Below are 17,716 nucleotides of genomic sequence, written 5' to 3'. Positions count from 1 at the left end.
CGTCACCGACGCCGACCTCGACATCGAGCCGGGCAGCTCGGCGGTCGGTCTGGTGGCGGGCGGCCGGTACCGGGTCGAGACGCTCTGGCTGGGGTTGCTGCTGCGCTCCGGCAACGAGGCGGCCAACGCGCTGGCCCGCCTCGGCGGCGGCGCCGACGGGATGGCCGGCGGCCTGCGGGCGATGAACGAGCAGGCCCGGTTGCTCGGCGCGTACCAGACACACGCCGCCACTCCGTCCGGACTGGACGGCCCCGGCCAGTTCACCAGCGCGTACGACCTGGCCCTGATCGCCCGGGCGTGCTTCGACGACGGACACTTCCGCCGCTATGCGGCCACCCGCGAGGCGGCCATCCCGGCCCAGCCGAGGCAGCGTGCCACGGCGTTCACCATCGACAACGACAACCAGTTGCTGTACCACTACCCGGGTGCGCTGGGCGGCAAGACCGGCTACACCGACCTGGCCCGGCACACCTACGTGGGTGCCGCCGAGCGTGACGGTCGCCGGCTGGTCGTCACGCTGCTCGGCGCCGACGTACTCGACCAGCGCGGCTGGCAGCAGGGCGCGGCGCTGCTCGACTGGGGATTCGCCCTGCCCCACGCTGCCTCGGTCGGGGTGCTGGTACGCCCCGGTGCCACCACCGCCTCCGCCACCCCGTCCGCCGCGGTGCCGCCCCAGGCGTTGCCCGGCGGTGCCTCCGGTGCCGATTCGGCCGGTCGGCGGGCACTCGCCGGCCAACTCCGCACGGCCTCGTACGTCGTCCTCGCCCTCGGCTCGACCGTCCTCGCCCTGGGCTTCCTCGGCCGGCGTCGCCGGCTGCGCGCGGCGGGCCGCCGCCCGACCCCGCGCGGCTGAGCGTGACCGTCCGGCCCGCGGCCGGGCGGCGCGACCGGCCGGCGGTCCGGGTCGGCCTCGCCGTCGGGCTGGCGGTGGGGCTGCTCGTCGCGGCCGGCTGCACCCGGCCGGCGCCGCAACCACCGCCCTCGCCGGCACCGACCCTGCCCGGTTTCGTCGTGTTGTCCGACGCGGACCCGCGGATCCTGACCGACATCCGGTACGCCGGCCCGCACAACTTCGTCGGCCGGCCGGTCGCCGGCTACCCCGAACCACTCTGTCTGCTCACCGGGGCGGCCGCCACCGCGCTGCGCCGGGTGCAGGACGCCGCACTGGCCACCGGCCGGGGCCTCAAGGTCTACGACTGCTACCGCCCGCAGCGCGCCGCCGACGAGTTCGTCACCTGGGCCCGCAGCCCCGACGAACAGCAGATGAAGGCGGAGTTCTACCCCCGGGTGGCCAAGTCGGAGCTGTTCGACCGCGGCTACCTCGGCGCGCCCACCGCGCACAGCCGCGGCAGCACCGTCGACGTCACCCTGGTCGACGTGCCCGCACCCGAGCAGGCCCGGTACCTGCCGGGTCAGCCGCTGGCCGACTGCGCCGCCGGGTACGCCGAACGGTTCGGCGACAACAGCGTCGACATGGGTACCGGCTTCGACTGCTTCGACCCCCTCGCGCACACCGACGCGACCCGGATCGACCCCACCGCCCGGCAGAACCGGCTGCTGCTGCGGCAACTGATGACCGACGGCGGGTTCGTCGGCTACGACCGGGAGTGGTGGCACTTCCGCTACCGCGACGAACCCTGGCCGGAGACCTACTTCGACCTGCCGGTCGCCCGATCCTCGGCCGGCTGACCGGCTCGCGGGGCGGCGGACCGGGCGGTGAGCGATGGCGGCGTACGGGGGACGGTGGGCCTCGAAGCCGGCGAGTCACCGGCGATCGGCACCACAGCGCCGGTCGCCGACGTGTGCGCCGCACTCATGTCGCCGGTGACGTGCGTCACGTTAGCGTCGCCGTACGCCGACACCACCGCCGGCGCTCACTCAGACCCCGGGAGAGCGTCATGTCCACACCCGCCCGCCGGCTGCTCGCCGCCATCGTCGCGGTGCTGCTGCTCGCCCCCGCGTACGCCCCGTCGCCCGGGTACGCCGCCGCCACCCCGTACACCAAGGCGCCCGTCTCCGGCAGCCTGTCGACGTACCGCGTCTCCGGCGTGTACGTCGCCGGTGTCTCCTCCGGGGCGTACCTGGCCACCCAACTCCAGGTGGCCTACTCGCAGAAGGTCAGGGGAGCGGCGTTGTTCGCCGCCGGCCCTTACTACTGCGCGCAGAACAACGTCGCCCAGGCGTTGTACGGCTGCGGCGACAACATCTACCCGACGTACCTGAGCACCCTGCAGACCTACACCCGCACCTGGGCCGGGTACGGCTGGATCGACCCGGTCGGCGGCCTGTCCGGCGAACCGGTCTACGTCTTCCACGGCGGAGCCGACCGGACGGTGCAGCGGTCGGTAAGCGACGACCTGGTCCGCTACCAGCAGCACTTCGGCGCCAGCGTGCAGTACGACAGCGGCTCCACCGCCGGGCACGGCTGGGTCACCCCGTACGGCACCGTCGGCTGTACGGCCACCGCGGCGCCGTACCTCAACGACTGCGGCACCGATCCGCAGCACACCTTCCTGCGCAAGCTGTACGGCACGGTGCAGCCGCCGAACACCGGTCCGCTCGGCGGCACCCTGGTCCGGTTCAGTCAGCACACCTTCGCCCCCGGCGGCTGGGCCAGCGGGCTGAGCATGGACGCCAACGGATTCGCCTATGTCCCGGCGTCCTGCGCGGCCGGGGCGACCTGCCGGCTGCTGGTGGCCCTGCACGGTTGCCTGCAGGGCCACAGCCGGGTCGGCACCGCCTTCGTGGACCGGGCCAACCTCAACCAGTACGCCGACACCAACGCCACCATCGTGCTGTACCCGCAGGCCATCGCCGTGCCGAGCAACCCGAACGGGTGCTGGGACTGGTGGGGCTACCTGGGCGCCACGAACTACCCCATCAAGGGTGGCGCCCAGGTGGAGACAATCATGAACATGGTCCGCCGACTCGGTGGCTGATCCGGTCCCGGTCGCACCGTAGGCTGTGGACCATGACTGCCGTACGTCGATGTGACCGTGACGCACGGTGGCCGGTCTGGCCGGCCCCGACGGTGCCGCCGGGGCCGGCGGCCCGGTGAGCGAGAGCCCGGTGCCGGCCCAGCGACGCGGGCCGGCCGACACCGCACCCCGGTCCCGCCTGGTCGAGGCGTGTGCCACGATCTCGGCCTCCCGCTCGTTCGAACTCGTCATCGTCGTGGTGATCCTGGCCAACGGCGTGGTCCTCGGCCTGGAGACCTACCCCGACCTGGGTCCGGCCGGCACCGCGCTGTACGGCGTCGAGTGGTGCTTCCGGGTGATCTTCGTCATCGAGATCGCCATCCGGGTGCTGGCCTACGGCCGCCGGCCGCAGGACTTCTTCCGGCAGGGCTGGAACGTCTTCGACTTCCTGGTGACCGCGGCGATCTTCATCCCCGGTCTGCACGGCGACTCGGCGCTGCTGCGCGTGATCCGCGTACTGCGGATGGTGCGGCTGGTGCGGTTCTCACCCGGCCTGCGGATGATCGTCGCCGCGCTGTGGCGCAGCCTGCCCGGCGTCGCCGGGTTCCTCGCCCTGGCCATGGTGACCCTCTACGTGTACGGCATGGCCGGCTGGCTGATCTTCGGAGAGGTCTATCCGGACGAGTACGGGGACATCGGCCGGTCCCTGCTGACGCTGTTCGTGCTGCTCTCCCTGGAGACCCTGCCGGACCTCGTCGAGCAGGGCATGGAGCTGTCCGCCTGGACCGTGCTCTACTACGGCAGCTTCGTGGTGATCACGGTCAACCTGCTGCTCAACATCCTGGTCGCGGTCTTCGTGAACTCGATGGAGGAAGCGCGCCGGTTGGAGATGACCGAGGGCATGGCCCCCGGTTACGACGAGGACGGCGACGGGATACCCGACGAACTGGACCGGATCGCGGTCAGTCAACGCCTCGACGACCTCCGTACCCTCATCGTCGAACTCGAACGCGAGCTGCGCATCGACCGGGACGACGGGCGGGGCCGCCGGGTGTTGAAGGACTGAACGAGCGTTTTCCGCCGTCCGGGACGTCCGTCCGGTGGTGCGTTTCGGGCGTGCGTCCGGCGATGAAACGCAGGTGAACTCCGCCACCGTTTCGCGCACTCTGTCGCCGGACACACCTTTGATCCAAATCACGGCAGATGCAGAGTGCGGTCCTTACCGGATAGGGTCGTTGCACCGACTGATGATCTTTGAGGAGGGTGCGCGTGCTGGTACTGGTGGCGGTCCATGCGCTGACAGCCTTGATCGCCCCGGCGCTGGTGCGGCTCTGGGGACGGCACGCCCTCTACCTGGTCGCGTTGGTCCCTGGCGCGACGCTGGCGTGGGCGCTGACACAGACCAGCGGAGTCCGCTCCGGCGAACCGGTGGTGGAGACGCTTAGCTGGGTGCCGCAACTCGGGCTGGAACTGGCCCTGCGGATGGGGACGCTGTCCTGGCTGATGGTGGTGCTGGTCGGCGGCGTGGGCGCGCTGGTGCTCGCCTACAGCGCCCGCTACTTCCGCTCCGACGACCCCGGACTGGGCCGGTTCGCCGCCGTGTTCGTGGCCTTCGCCGGCGCGATGCTCGGCCTGGTCGTCTCCGACGACCTGCTGCTGCTCTACGTCTTCTGGGAGCTGACCACGGTCTTCTCCTACCTGCTGATCGGCTACGACCCGGCCAAGCGGGCCAGCCGGCGGGCGGCCATGCAGGCGCTGCTGGTGACCACGCTGGGCGGCCTGGCGATGCTCGCCGGGTTCGTCATGCTCGGCCAGCACGCCGGCACCTACCGGTGGTCGGAGGTCGCCGAGAACCTGCCCGGCGGTGGATACCTCGCGGTCGCCCTGGTGCTGGTGCTGCTCGGCGCGCTGAGTAAGTCGGCGATCTTCCCGTTCAGCTTCTGGCTGCCCGGCGCGATGGCCGCGCCCACCCCGGTCAGCGCCTACCTGCACGCCGCCGCCATGGTCAAGGCCGGCGTGTTCCTGGTCGCCATGCTGGGGCCGGCCGTCGCCGACCTGTCGCCGTGGCGACCGATCCTGCTGGTCACCGGTCTGATCACCATGTTCTTCGGTGGCTGGTCGGCGTTGCGCCAGGTCGACCTCAAGCTGCTGCTGGCGTACGGCACGGTCAGCCAACTCGGCCTGCTGATGGTGGTCCTCGGCGCGGGTACCCGGGACACCGCCCTGGCCGGCGTGGCGATGGTGCTGGCACACGCCCTGTTCAAGGCCACCCTGTTCCTCACCGTGGGCGTCGTCGACCACGCCACCGGAACTCGCGACCTGCGTGAACTCAGCGGCGTGGGGCGTCGCGCCCCCGCCCTGGCGGTGGTGGCGGGCCTCGCCGCGGCCTCCATGGCCGGGCTGCCGCCGATGGCCGGGTTCGTCGCCAAGGAAGCGGCGGTCGAGGCGCTGCTGCACGGCGGCACCGCCGACCTGGTCGTGCTGGCCGGGGTGCTCGCCGGCTCGGTGCTGACCGTGGCGTACACGCTGCGCTACCTCTGGGGCGCCTTCGCCGACAAGCCCGACGTCCCGGCCACCAGCGTCCGGAAGATCTCCTGGCCCTTCCTCGCCCCGGCTGCCGTACTGGCCCTGGCCGGCGCCGCCACCGGCCTGCTCGCCCCCGCGGTGGACCGCCTGCTCGCCCCGTACGCGGACCTCTACCGCAGCGCCGAGCCCGGCTACCACCTGGCGTTGTGGCACGGCCTGACCCCCGCGCTCGGGCTGTCGGCGCTGGCCGTGGCCGGCGGTGCCGGGCTGTTCCACCTGATGCGCCGCGAGCGGGTCCGGGCCACCCTGCGGCTGCCCTTCGACGGCGCCGCCGCCTACAAGAAGAGCATGAGCCTGATCGACCGGCTCGCGGTGGAGCTGACCGGTAAGACCCAGCGTGGTTCGCTGCCGTTCTACCTCGGCGTCATCCTCGTCGTGCTGGTGGTCCTGCCCGGCGGCGCGCTGCTGGCCGGCAGTCCCTGGCCGCAGCGGTTCCACCTGTGGGACACGCCGTTGCAGGGACTCGCCGCTGCGGTGGTGGTGATCGCCGCGATCATGGCCGCCCGGGCGCTGCGCCGCCTCACCGCGATGATCCTGGTCGGTGTGGCCGGCTACGGCATCGCGCTGATGTTCATCCTGCACGGCGCGCCGGACCTGGCGTTGACCCAGTTCCTCGTGGAGACCGTCACGATCGTGATGTTCGTGCTGGTGCTGCGCCGGCTGCCGGTGAAGTTCTCGGAACGGCCGATCCGCTCCAGCCGCCGAGGGCGGGTCGCCATCGGCGTGGCCGTCGGCGTGGTCACCGCCGGCATGGCCTACGTCGCGGCGGGCGCCCGCCAGGCCATCCCGATCTCCGTCGACTTCCCTGACCAGGCCGTTTCCTACGGCGGCGGCAAGAACGTGGTCAACGTGACCCTGGTCGACATCCGGGCCTGGGACACCATGGGCGAGATCGCCGTACTGGTGGTGGCCGCCACCGGCGTGGCCAGCCTGATCTTCCGCCATGCCCGCGACCTCGACCGACGCGGCGACATCCCCGGCGGTGGGCGGGCGGAGTCCCGGCCCCGCTGGCTGACCACCGGCGCCACCGCCCGCGCCCAGTCGGTCATCCTGCAGGTGGTCACCCGACTGCTGTTCCACGCCATCGTGCTGTTCTCCATCTACCTGCTGTTCAGTGGCCACAACGCCCCCGGTGGCGGGTTCGCCGCGGGCCTGGTCGCGGGCCTCGCCCTGGCCGTGCGCTACCTGGCCGGCGGCCGTACCGAACTCAACGGCGCCGCACCGGTCGACGCCGGTGCGGTCCTCGGCGCCGGGCTCTTCGTGGCCGTCGGCACCGGCCTCGCCGCGATGCTGCTGGGCGGCGAGTTCCTGCAGACCGCCCTGCTCGACTTCTACGTACCGGTGCTGGGCAAGGTCCACTTCGTCACCTCGGCCTTCTTCGACGTCGGCGTCTACCTGATCGTCGTCGGTCTGGTGCTGGACATCCTGCGCAGTCTCGGCGCGGAGATGGACCGCCAGCAGGAGACCGAGGACGCCGAGGACGCCGAGGCACGGGAAAAGGAGCTGGTGTGACCCCCAACCTCACCTACGTCATCGTGGTGGGCGTGCTCGTCGCCGCCGGTGTCACGTTGCTGCTGGAACGCAGCCTCACCCGGGTCCTGATGGGCGTCATCCTGCTCGGCAACGGCGCCAACCTGCTGCTGCTCACCGGCGGCCGGGCCGGTGCACCACCGATCGTCGGCGGCGCACCGCAGGAGGAGATGAGCGACCCGCTACCGCAGGCGATGATCCTCACCGCCATCGTCATCACCCTCGGCATGACCGCGTTCCTGCTCGCCCTGGCGTACCGCAGTTGGCACCTCAACGGGCACGACGAGGTACAGGACGACGTCGAGGACCGCCGGATCATGGATCTCGCGGAGCGCGACGAGGGCCCCGGTGACGCCGACGCGGGCACCGGTGACGACGACGATGACGCGGAAGCCGACCCCGAGCGGTCGCTGACCGCCTCGGCCGACGCGGGGAGGGCCGGATGACGTACCTGGTTCCACTGCCGGTGGTGATGCCACTGCTCGGCGCGGCGCTGACCCTGATCCTGCTCGGGCGCCCGCGCGCGCAGCGGTGGGTGAGCCTCACTGTGCTCACCGCAACCGTCGCGGTGGCCGTGCTGTTGCTGGTGCGGTCCAGCATCGACGGCCCACTGGTGGTGGAGGTCGGCGGTTGGGCCGCCCCGATCGGCATCGTGCTCGTCGCCGACCAACTCGCCGCACTGATGCTGGTGGTCTCCGCCGCGGTGACCCTCTGCGTGCTGGTGTACTCCATCGGGCAGGGTATGGCCGACGGCAACGAGGAGACGCCGCTGTCGGTCTACCACCCCACCTACCTGGTGTTGACCGCCGGCGTCTGCAACGCCTTCCTCTCCGGTGACCTGTTCAACCTCTACGTCGGCTTCGAGATCCTGCTGGTCGCCAGCTACGTGCTGCTCACGCTGGGCAGCACGGAGACCCGGATCCGGGCCGGCACCACGTACGTCGTGGTCAGCCTGCTCTCCTCGGTGATCTTCCTGGTCGCGATCGGCCTGGTGTACGCCTCGACCGGCACGCTCAACCTGGCCCAGCTCGTCGAGCGGCTCGACGCCCTCCCCGACGACCTGCGCCTGGTGTTGCAGGGCATGCTGTTGCTGGCCTTCGGCATCAAGGCCGCGGTCTTCCCGCTGTCGGCCTGGCTGCCGGACAGCTATCCCACCGCACCGGCCCCGGTCACCGCCGTCTTCGCCGGCCTGCTCACCAAGGTCGGCGTGTACGCGATCATCCGTACCGAGACGCTGCTGTTCCCCGGTGGCCGTACGGCCACCCTGCTGCTGGTGACTGCGGTGCTGACGATGGTGGTGGGCATCCTCGGCGCGGTCGCCCAGTCCGACATCAAGCGGTTGCTGTCGTTCACGCTGATCAGTCACATCGGCTACATGCTCTTCGGTGTCGGGCTCACCTCGTCGCTCGGACTCTCCGCGGCGATCTTCTACGTGGTCCACCACATCACCATCCAGACCACCCTGTTCCTCGCCGCCGGCCTGGTCGAACGAAGAGGCGGCAGTACCGCCATGGACCGCCTCGGCGGCCTGGCCCGGCTCTCGCCGCTGCTCGCGGTCCTGTTCTTCGTGCCCGCGTTGAACCTGGCCGGCATCCCACCGTTCTCCGGGTTCCTCGGCAAGCTCGGCCTGGTCCAGGCGGGCATCGACGACGGCGGTGTGCTGGCCTGGATTCTGGTCGCCGGTGGCCTGCTGACCAGCCTGCTAACCCTCTACGCCGTCGCTCGGGTGTGGAACCTGGCCTTCTGGCGGGCACCGCACCCGGACATGCCGGAACCTGGTGACGCCGCCCAGGCGGCCCGCACCAGCGGGGCCGTGCAGCCGCAGCAGCCCGTCACCGCCGGGCAGACCGGTGCCGTACTGCCGGGGATGATGATCGCGCCGACCGTGGCCCTGGTGGCCTTCGGCCTGGTGCTGACCCTGGTGGCCGGTCCGCTCTTCGATCTCAGTACCGACGCCGCCAACGACCTGTTGCAGCGGACCCCGTACGTCGACGCCGTCTTCCCGGGAGGTGCGCCGTGAAGCCCGACCCGATGACCCCGGCCGAGCCGACGGAGCCACCGAACCCGCCACTGAGCCGCACCGCGCGACGCCGAAACCGGATCGTCGCGATGACCTTCCTGGTCATCGTCTGGGTGCTGCTCTGGGGCACGTTCTCCTGGGCCAACGTCATCAGCGGACTGGTGGTCGCCGCGATCCTGCTGGCCGTCTTCCCGCTGCCGCCGGTGACCTTCGCCGGACGGGTCCACCCGTGGGGCGCGCTGCGCTTCCTGCTGCGTTTCCTGCGGGACCTGGTGGTCGCCTCGGTCCAGATCGCCTGGTTGGCGCTGCGCCCCCGGCACATCCCGCGCAGCGCCATCATCGCGGTGAAACTGCGGGTGAACAGCGACCTGAACCTCACCCTCACCGCGGAGGCGCTGTCCCTGGTGCCGGGCAGCCTGATCCTGGAGGCCGACCGCAACACCGGCACCCTGTTCATCCACGTCATCAACGTGGACAGCCTCGCCGAGGTGGAGAAGTTCCGGCACGAGGTGTTGGCGTTGGAGGCGCGCATCATCGCCGCCATCGGCTCGCCCGAGGAACTACGGCAGGTCCGTGCGGGCTCCACCCCACCGCCACCGGTCGACCTGGAAGGGGCAACGACATGACCATCGTCGCCGTGACCGTGACCGCGCTGCTCGCCGTGGCGGGCGCGCTCACCCTGACCCGCATCATCCGCGGTCCGTCGATCCTGGACCGGGCCGTCGCCACCGACGTGCTGCTGGCCATCATCGTCGCCGCCATCGCCACCGAGGCCGCCTACAGCCGCGACGGCACCGCGTTGCCGGTGCTGGTGGTCCTCGCGGTTCTCGGATTCGTCGGGTCGGTCAGTGTCGCCCGCTTCGCCGCCCGGAGAAACAGCAAATGAGCCTCGACGCCGTGCTCGACATCGTCGCCGCCTTCTGCCTGATCAGCGGCGCCCTGCTCAGCCTCGCCGCCGGGGTCGCCCTGGTCCGTTTCCCCGACCTGCTCACCCGGATGCACGCCGCGGCCAAGCCGCAGGTCCTCGGGCTGCTGCTGGTCCTGGTCGGCGCGGGGCTGCGGCTGCGTACCGGCGTGGACGTCACCACGCTGGTGCTGGTCGGCATCTTCCAGCTGGCCACCGCGCCGGTGGCCGCGCACATGGTCGGGCGGGCCGGCTACCCACAGGACGACATCCGTGGCGACCTGCTGCTCACCGACGAACTCGCCGCGCACCTGGACCGGGTGGCCGGCGAGCGGGAGGACGCGGCCCGGGCCTGAACCGAGGAGTTCCGGGCTCGGCCCGCCGGCGCCCGGTCCGGCGTCCGGCGGGCCGGATCCGAATATCCTTTGCGGTCCCGGGGCGGCGGCTCTAGTGTCGTCGACACCACAACGGACCGACGGAAGCCGGAAGGAGAATCCCGTGTCGCTACCTGCCCGCATCACCCGCCGCAGCTCGTGTCACGGCTGGTACTCCGGTGGCAAACCGGCGTCGTGCCGCCGCGTCCGATTGCCCCGGCGACCGGAGCCGCGCCCCTGACCGGGGCCCTCTGCCCGTCGCCGAGGCCGCCCCACCCTGTCCGGGTCGGGCGGCCTTTCCCTACCTTCCGCACCCTGCCCTCGTGCTGCTCCGTCTCCCTGTCCGGGGACGTCCAGCGCCGTGGACCGGCGGGGGATCAGCCTCGACTTCAGGAGAACGCCATGGGATTCAGCGTGCTCGCCGGGACGCGGGCGCCGGTACGGGTGTGGACCGACCCGTACGGCATCGAGGCGCAGGCCGCCAGGCAGCTGCGCAACATCGGCACCCTGCCCTGGGTGCAGGGCGTCGCGGTGATGCCGGACGTGCACTTCGGCAAGGGCGCCACCGTCGGCTCGGTCATCGCCATGCGGCAGGCCGTCGCACCGGCCGCCGTCGGCGTCGACATCGGTTGCGGCATGTCGGCGGTACGCACCTCGCTGACCGCCGCCGACCTGCCCGACGACCTGGCCGGGCTGCGCCGGGCCATCGAGGACGCCGTTCCGGTCGGCTTCGCCAAGCGCGACGACCCGGTGGACCCGCGTCGGGTGCGGGGGCTGGAACAGCGCGGCTGGGACGACTTCTGGCGGCGCTTCACCGACCTGGACCGCAAGGTCGCGCAGTTGCAGACCCGGGCCCAGCGGCAGCTGGGCACCCTCGGTGGCGGTAACCACTTCATCGAGGTCTGCCTGGAGCAGGGCGGCGCCGACGCCGGCCGGGTCTGGCTCATGCTGCACTCCGGTTCCCGCAACATCGGCAAGGAACTCGCCGAGCGGCACATCTCGGTGGCGCGGCGGCTGCCGCACAACGCCGACCTGCCCGACCGGGACCTGGCGGTCTTCCTCGCCGGCACGCCGGAGATGGCGGCCTACCGCCGGGACCTGTGGTGGGCGCAGGAGTACGCGCGGCGTAACCGGGCGGTCATGCTCGCCGTGCTGATGAACGTGGTCCGGGACCGGTTTCCGCAGGTCGGCTACGACGAGCCGATCAGCTGCCACCACAACTACGTGGCCGAGGAGCGTTACGACGGCGTGGACGTGCTGGTCACCCGCAAGGGCGCGATCCGGGCCGGCACCGGCGAGCTGGGCATCATCCCGGGGTCGATGGGCACCGGCTCGTACATTGTGCGCGGCCGGGGCAACGAGGCGGCCTACTGCTCGGCCTCCCACGGGGCCGGGCGGCGGATGTCGCGTGCCCAGGCGAAGCGGACGTTCAGCACCGCCGACCTGGCGGCCCAGACGTCCGGCGTGGAGTGCCGCAAGGACGCCGGGGTGGTCGACGAGATCCCCGGCGCGTACAAGGACATCACCGAGGTGATGGCACAGCAGGAAGACCTGGTCGAGGTGGTGGCACACCTCAAGCAGGTGGTCTGCGTGAAGGGTTGAGCACCATCGACCGGCGCCCGCGGGGGGCGGGCGCCGGTCGTCCCGCCCGGCGAGCCTGGTCCGGTTGCCTAGAGCACGGCCCGCAGGCCGGGTAGCCGGCGCAGCGGTACGGCGATGGCCACGCTGGCCACCATGGCGAGCGTGGCGACGGCGGCGAAGAGAACCGGCACGGGCAGGTCGACGCCGGCGAAGGCGAACTGGAGCGCCACCACGATCGGCAGGTGGATGAGGTAGATGGTGTAGGAGCCGTCGGCCATCGCGCGGCTGAGCCGGTGGTGGCCGGTGAACACGTCCCGGAACAGGGTGAGCAGGCCGACGCTCAGACCGACGCAGAGGGCCGTCTCCACGAGGGTCCAGCACGCCGACGCGGCGGAGGCGCCGCCGGTGGCGAAGTAGGGCGTGTCGGTGCCGGTGACGAAGAGGCCGGCGGTGAGCAGCGAACCGACGGCCAGCCAGGTGTAGCCGACCCGGCGGGACAGCCGGCCGAGCCAGTCGTACCGGTAGGCCAGCACTCCGGCGGCGAAGAACGCGGTGTACTGGGCCAGGCGGGCCGGTTCGGCCTGCACGAACTCGAACAGCGGCACCCACTCGTCGAGCGGGTAGTCGACCCGGACCAGGAACGCGATCACGGCCAGGCCGAACGTGAGACCGAGCAGGGACCGGTGGCCGGGCGCCCGGGTCAGCCAGGCGGGGGCCGGTCGTTTCCACCACCGACCGGCGAGCCGGGCGAACGCACGGCAGGCGAGGTAGAGCAGGCTGAAGACGAGCAGGTTCTGGATGAACCAGAGGTGGCCGAACTGCAGGTCCGGCCAGATCGGACCGGTCCATCCCGCCGGCTCCGGCCCGAAGCCCAGGAAGACGTCGAGGTAGTAGCGGCCGTACGAGATCGGTGGATAGCCGCGGTACTGGACGTAGTAGGTGTACATCAGCGCCGGGATGATGGTGGCGGAACCGACCAGGAACGGGACGCCGAGCCGGGCGAGCCGACCGCGGGCGAACGCCCAGCCGCCCTTGCCGTCGACCGAGCGCGGCACCAGGTACGCGGCGACGAAGAACAACAGGCTCATCCGGAACGCCCCGCCGACGGCCGAGAGCGTGGCCAGGTCCTCGTGCTGCCGATCGCCGCGGAAGTACCACCAGTCGGCCGGCCCGTACGGCTGGGCCGCGTGGTGCACCACCACCATGAGGATCATCGCGACCCGTAGGTTGTCCAGATAGTGCAGGTGGGGGCGGCGGGGACGTGGTCCGGGCGGATCCGACGGCGGCGCCGTGACCGGGCCACCCGCAGGCAGATTGTTCATGCGTTCAAACTACTGAACACTTGTTCAGTCTGGGATCGGGTGACCCCCGGGGATCGGCCTCGGGGATGCCCCCGAGCCCGGCGGTGGCACCCTTCCGGGCCCCGACCCGGCGGTGGCATACGGTTTCCTGCATGCGAGCGATGCCGGCATCGGACCTGACTGGGCGGGCGCGTCTGCGCGAGGCCGCGCTGCGACTCTTCGCCGAACGGGGCTTCGAGGCCACCTCGGTTCGGGCCGTCGCCACCGCGGCGGGTCTGTCGCCCGCCCTGGTGGTCCACCACTTCGGTTCGAAGGAGGGCCTCCGTGCCGCCGTGGACGCCGAGGTGCTCGACCGCATCGGTACGGCGCTGCGCGACATCGATGGCACCGAGGAACTGATGGTCTCGCTCGGCGCGGTCTCGGCCCGGATGTTCGGCGCCGATCCGCTGCTGCGCGGATACCTGCGCCGGGTGCTGCTGGAGGAGAGCGCGTCCAGCGCCGCCCTGTTCGCCCGGCTCCTGGCCGGCGCGCAGATCGAACTGGACCGGCTGGCCGGCGCGGAGGGCGGCCGGATCGGCGGCGACCCGCAGTGGGCGCCCTTCCAGATGCTGTGCCTGATCCTCGGGCCGCTGCTGCTGGAGCCGGTCATGCAACCCAACCTCGACCAGCCGATGTTCAACCCGCAGGTGCTGGCCCGGCGCAGCGCCGCGAACCAGCAGTTGTTGCGCCACGGCCTCTTCGGCCCGCCCCCGACCGCCCCCGGATGACGCCAACCCTGAGCGCCGTTCGGTGTCCAGCGTTCGGTGATCCAGCCCTCGGTGATCCGGCGCTCGGCGTCCTCGGCGAGCCGGGCCTCGTCCCGGCGGAGATCCACCGATCGCCAGCTGGAGTGATCCGATGGGTACGCCGCCCGCTTCCGTCCCGCAACTGATGCGGGGGACGCTGATTTCAGGGTGAAATAAAAATTTCACCCTGAAATCACGTCTGTCCAGGGATCTGCTTCCGGCCAGCGTTCCGCGGCGGTCGGTTCCTGAGTCCACGTATGCGCAGGGTGCCTGGTTGCGGGACGGCGGCCGTCGTGGATGCGTCCTACCATGGTCGGGTGAGCGACACGGGGGAGTTGTCGACGACCGTGGCCCGGCTTGCCGCCGGCACTGTGGAGTACCGGCTGGACCGCCGGGGTGACCGCGTAGTGGTGGTCATGCACGGCGCGCACATGCGGGCCGGTCTGACCCTGGACGAGTCCGCGTACGCCGACGCGGACCTGACCGTGCTGGCGCCCTCCCGCCCCGGTTACGGCCGCACCCCGACATCGACCGGCACGACGCCCGCCGGTTTCGCCGATGTCGTCGCCGACCTCTGCCGGCGGCTCGGCATCGACCGGGTCGCGGCCGTGGTCGGCATCTCCGCCGGTGGGCGCAGCGCGATGGCGCTGGCGGCCCGGCACCCTGACCTGGTCGAGCGGCTGATCTTGCAGACCGCCCAGGCGCCGCTGAAGTGGCCGACCCGCGGTACCCGGCTGCTCGCGGGTCTGCTCTTCCCGCCCGCCACCGAGCGCCTGACCTGGGGTGGAATCCGTTGGCTGCTGCGCCGTTCGCCGGACAGCGGCCTGCGGATGCTGTTCGGCGGCCTCTCCACGATGCCGCCTCGACAGGTGGTGGCGCGACTGGGCCCCGAGCAGCGCGCGGCGCTGGTCGCACTCTTCTCCCGGATGCGCTCCGGCTCGGGATTCCGCAACGACGTGCGGCCCGGCCCCGACGTCAGCGCCGAGATCGGGCAGCCGACGTTGGTGATCGCCACCCGCCGCGACGGCGCCGTCCCCTTCGGTCACGCCGAGCATCTGGTACGCGCGATCCGGCGGGCCGAACTCGTCGAGAGCCAATCGGACAGTCACTTCGCCGAGTTCGGTGCCGACTGGCCGGCCGTCTCCGGCGCCATCGGCGCATTCCTGGATGCCGGGCCGAGCCCCGGCCGTACCTGATCGCATCGCACGTCATCGCGCCGCACGTCCCGTCCGATGCTCGCGGCCTGCCTCTCGTCGGTCGACACGGCGGGCGGACGGTGCGTTGACGGATGCTACTCCCAGGTTGTTCGGTGTCCGGCCGCTCGCCTTCGGGCAGATGTACACGACCCTGGCCCGGATGCTGCGCGACGGATACATCGCGGAGGCGGCGCACGAGCGGGCCGGTGGATCCGACCGCGTCGCCTACCGGCTCACCCGGCACGGCCGCATCGAACTGGACGGCTGGCTGAGCCAGGCGGTGCCGCCGGCGGTGCACGTCTCGCCGTCAAGACCGGCGGCGGCGTCTCGGTGACCGAACTGGCCGCGGCCGACTACCTGCTCAACCATCTCGACGCGGACCTGCGCTGGATGGCGACCACGCTGGACCGGATCAGCCAGTTGCGCGCGGAGGTCCGGGCGTGAGCGGGCCGATCTGCGAGACGGAACACCTGGAGAAGTGGTACGGCCAGACCGCGGCCCTGCGCGACGTGTCGCTCACCGTCGACCGGGGTGAGATCGTCGCGGTGACCGGCCCGAGTGGCTGCGGCAAGTCGACCCTGCTGCACTGCCTCTCTGGGATCCTGCGCCCGGACCGGGGCAGCGTCCGCTTCGCCGGCCGTGAGATCGGTACCGCCGGTGAGGCGGCCCGCTCCCGGCTGCGCCGTACCGCCTTCGGGGTGCTCTTCCAGTTCGGGCAGATCGTGCCGGAAACTGACCGGCGTCGAGAACGTGACCCTGCCGCTGCAACTCGGTGCTGGCGGGTGCTGCTGCCGGCGGTACCCGGCATCGTCCTCGCGGGGCTGGTCGGGATGCTCGGGATGCGCGCCTTCACCGGCAGCGCCACGGCGACCTGGAGCCGGCAGTTCTGCGTCGGCACCCCGGCGCAGTGCGCCGGTGCGGAGGCCGGCCGGTACCTGGAGTACCGGGTGGCCACCCACACCCTGACGACCCCGGTGCCGTGGGCCGAGATCGGGGCGATCATGTCGTTCGCCCTGCTGGCCGTGCTGCTCGTGATCGCCGTGAGCGTGTTGCTGCAACGCTCCAGTACGAACCCCGCCGAACTGCGCACCGGCTGAGCCGATCCGACGACCCGCGGCGGGCTGCGCGCGGCCACCGTCGCGCTGGCGGCGGTGCTGGCCGCGACCGGGTTGCAGGTGGCCACCGCCGCCGAGGCGAGCCGGGTCAACCAACTCTTCGCCGGCAGCCTGCGCGCGTCGGCCACCACCGGCACCCTGATCAAGTCCAACGGGTGGTCACCCCCACCCCACCCCACCCCGGCGATCATGAAGTTGTTGCCCCCCGCTCCGGCGTGTCGGGGCAACAACTTCATGATCAACGCGGTCGGGGGTGGGGGAGAGGGTGGGGTGGCCGGCGTGGGATAGTGGCTCGCTGTGGAGCGGTATGGGGTGTTGATTCTGCCTTCGGGCAACCGGGTCTACTCGGGGGCCGCCGTCGAGTTGACGCGGGCCGAGCTGGAGATCTTCGGTGCGGCGGTGCTCGACGGGCGGATCTCGGGAGTCGAGACGGCCACCGTGGGCGGGGTCCCGTACGTCACGTTCGGTGTCGACGGCGGGTTGAGCGAGCGGGACGCGGCGCTGCTGGGCAACCTGTCGAGTGCGTACGCGCTGTTCGAGTTCGCCGGCGACCTGCTGCGCCCGGTGCCGCTGGCCCGGCTGGACCGCTACGACGACGACCTGGTCACCATCCTGAAGTACCCCGGCAAGACCAACGAGCAGTTCACCAAGTTGCTGCTCAACGTCACCCTGCTCGCCTCCGCCTGGGCCGGTGAGTTGCTGACCCGGCGGTTCCGGGTGCTCGACCCGCTGTGTGGTCGGGGTACCACCGTCAACCAGGCGATGATGTACGGCTTCGACGCCGCCGGCCTGGACCGCGACGCCAAGGACTTCGAGGCGTACCAGGCGTTCCTGACCACCTGGTTGAAGCGTAAGCGGATCAAGCACCGGGTGCTGGAGTCCGGCCCGGTGCGCCGGGAACGCAAGGTGGTCGGCCGGCGGCTGCGGCTGGAGGTGGCCGCCTCCAGGGAGGCGCACAAGGCCGGCGACGTGCAGGCGGTGGACGTGGTCAGCGCCGACACCACGCGGGCCGGTGAGTTCTTCCGGCCGGCGAGCGTCGACCTGGTGGTCGCCGACGCGCCGTACGGGGTGCAGCACGGCAGTCGTACCGCCGACGTGCTGGCCCGCGACCCGCTGGCGCTGCTCGGCGCCGCCGTGCCGGGCTGGGCGCGGCTGCTGCGGCCCGGTGGGGCGCTCGGCATCTCCTGGAACACCAACGTGGCCGGGCGGGAGGCGGCGGCGCGGCACCTGACCGACGCCGGCCTCGTCGTGCTGGACGAGGGGCCGTGGCGCGGCCTGGCCCACCCGGTGGACCAGGCCATCGTCCGTGACGTCCTGGTGGCCCGCAAGCCCGGCTAGGGCGCGCCGGCCGGGCCGAGGTTGACTGCCGGGAACGAGACCGTAACAATCGATTAACGTCGTTGTTA

At 71.6% G+C, this 17,716-nt stretch carries 18 protein-coding genes; 17 read left to right on the top strand and 1 reads right to left on the bottom strand.

Annotated elements, in window-relative coordinates:
* The 11 genes from D2L64_RS16405 to D2L64_RS16355 form a co-directional block, all read left to right on the top strand.
* A partial coding sequence (locus D2L64_RS16405; RefSeq protein WP_147376248.1) for a D-alanyl-D-alanine carboxypeptidase family protein occupies positions 1-853 on the top strand: 853 nt, incomplete at its 5' end.
* Between the two features lie 2 nt (positions 854-855).
* Entirely contained in the window at positions 856-1,689 is an 834-nt protein-coding gene (locus tag D2L64_RS16400; protein WP_233558983.1) for a M15 family metallopeptidase, read from the top strand.
* Between the two features lie 209 nt (positions 1,690-1,898).
* On the top strand, positions 1,899-2,939 hold the full coding sequence (locus tag D2L64_RS16395; RefSeq protein ID WP_119577436.1) for an extracellular catalytic domain type 2 short-chain-length polyhydroxyalkanoate depolymerase: 1,041 nt from the start codon (positions 1,899-1,901) through the stop codon (positions 2,937-2,939).
* Between the two features lie 67 nt (positions 2,940-3,006).
* The gene (locus D2L64_RS16390) at positions 3,007-3,984 is read left to right on the top strand and encodes an ion transporter (RefSeq protein WP_233558982.1); all 978 of its coding nucleotides are present in this window, start codon (positions 3,007-3,009) and stop codon (positions 3,982-3,984) included.
* A 203-nt stretch (positions 3,985-4,187) separates the two neighbouring features.
* Positions 4,188-7,016 (top strand): Na+/H+ antiporter subunit A, encoded by a 2,829-nt coding sequence (locus D2L64_RS16385; RefSeq protein WP_119577481.1) that lies wholly within the window; start codon positions 4,188-4,190, stop codon positions 7,014-7,016.
* Entirely contained in the window at positions 7,013-7,480 is a 468-nt protein-coding gene (locus D2L64_RS16380) for a Na(+)/H(+) antiporter subunit C (RefSeq protein ID WP_119577434.1), read from the top strand. The genes D2L64_RS16385 and D2L64_RS16380 overlap by 4 nt, the downstream gene beginning before the upstream one ends.
* Positions 7,477-9,054, top strand: a complete 1,578-nt coding sequence (locus D2L64_RS16375) for a Na+/H+ antiporter subunit D (protein WP_119577432.1) — start codon at positions 7,477-7,479, stop codon at positions 9,052-9,054. Before D2L64_RS16380 ends, D2L64_RS16375 begins: the two co-directional genes overlap by 4 nt.
* The gene (locus tag D2L64_RS16370) at positions 9,051-9,680 is read left to right on the top strand and encodes a Na+/H+ antiporter subunit E (protein WP_233558981.1); all 630 of its coding nucleotides are present in this window, start codon (positions 9,051-9,053) and stop codon (positions 9,678-9,680) included. Before D2L64_RS16375 ends, D2L64_RS16370 begins: the two co-directional genes overlap by 4 nt.
* Positions 9,677-9,940 carry a monovalent cation/H+ antiporter complex subunit F gene (locus tag D2L64_RS16365; protein ID WP_119577430.1) on the top strand — a complete coding sequence of 88 codons (264 nt, stop codon included), beginning with the start codon at positions 9,677-9,679 and terminating at the stop codon, positions 9,938-9,940. The genes D2L64_RS16370 and D2L64_RS16365 overlap by 4 nt, the downstream gene beginning before the upstream one ends.
* Positions 9,937-10,314 carry a monovalent cation/H(+) antiporter subunit G gene (gene mnhG, locus D2L64_RS16360; RefSeq protein ID WP_119577428.1) on the top strand — a complete coding sequence of 126 codons (378 nt, stop codon included), beginning with the start codon at positions 9,937-9,939 and terminating at the stop codon, positions 10,312-10,314. The genes D2L64_RS16365 and mnhG overlap by 4 nt, the downstream gene beginning before the upstream one ends.
* Before the next feature lie 420 nt (positions 10,315-10,734).
* Positions 10,735-11,934 carry an RtcB family protein gene (locus D2L64_RS16355; protein ID WP_119577426.1) on the top strand — a complete coding sequence of 400 codons (1,200 nt, stop codon included), beginning with the start codon at positions 10,735-10,737 and terminating at the stop codon, positions 11,932-11,934.
* A 68-nt stretch (positions 11,935-12,002) separates the two neighbouring features.
* Here the strand turns inward: D2L64_RS16355 and D2L64_RS16350 are convergent, their stop codons facing one another.
* Positions 12,003-13,235, bottom strand: a complete 1,233-nt coding sequence (locus tag D2L64_RS16350) for an acyltransferase family protein (RefSeq protein WP_119577424.1) — start codon at positions 13,233-13,235, stop codon at positions 12,003-12,005.
* 131 nt (positions 13,236-13,366) lie between these two features.
* Here D2L64_RS16350 and D2L64_RS16345 point away from each other — a divergent pair, with 131 nt between their 5' ends.
* From D2L64_RS16345 to D2L64_RS16320, 6 genes are all read left to right on the top strand, one after another.
* Complete coding sequence (locus tag D2L64_RS16345) at positions 13,367-13,981, top strand: TetR/AcrR family transcriptional regulator (protein ID WP_119577422.1); 615 nt, start codon at positions 13,367-13,369, stop codon at positions 13,979-13,981.
* A 335-nt stretch (positions 13,982-14,316) separates the two neighbouring features.
* Positions 14,317-15,195 (top strand): alpha/beta fold hydrolase, encoded by an 879-nt coding sequence (locus D2L64_RS16340; RefSeq protein WP_233558980.1) that lies wholly within the window; start codon positions 14,317-14,319, stop codon positions 15,193-15,195.
* Positions 15,167-15,529, top strand: coding sequence for a PadR family transcriptional regulator (locus tag D2L64_RS28300; protein ID WP_119577418.1), 363 nt, complete (start codon positions 15,167-15,169; stop codon positions 15,527-15,529). Before D2L64_RS16340 ends, D2L64_RS28300 begins: the two co-directional genes overlap by 29 nt.
* A gap of 106 nt (positions 15,530-15,635) precedes the next feature.
* Complete coding sequence (locus tag D2L64_RS28525) at positions 15,636-16,292, top strand: ATP-binding cassette domain-containing protein (RefSeq protein WP_407663116.1); 657 nt, start codon at positions 15,636-15,638, stop codon at positions 16,290-16,292.
* Positions 16,293-16,346: 54 nt separating this feature from the next.
* On the top strand, positions 16,347-16,598 hold the full coding sequence (locus D2L64_RS16325; protein ID WP_119577416.1) for a hypothetical protein: 252 nt from the start codon (positions 16,347-16,349) through the stop codon (positions 16,596-16,598).
* 24 nt (positions 16,599-16,622) lie between these two features.
* Positions 16,623-17,648: a TRM11 family SAM-dependent methyltransferase gene (locus D2L64_RS16320; protein WP_233558979.1), complete on the top strand. Its 1,026-nt coding sequence runs from the start codon at positions 16,623-16,625 to the stop codon at positions 17,646-17,648.
* The last annotated feature ends 68 nt before the right edge of the window (positions 17,649-17,716 follow it).

Source organism: Micromonospora radicis (assembly GCF_003583405.1).
GTDB classification, from domain to species: Bacteria; Actinomycetota; Actinomycetes; order Mycobacteriales; family Micromonosporaceae; genus Micromonospora; species Micromonospora radicis.
Note: the sequence above shows the minus strand (reverse complement) of the source record. Positions and strands in the feature narration are given on the sequence as shown.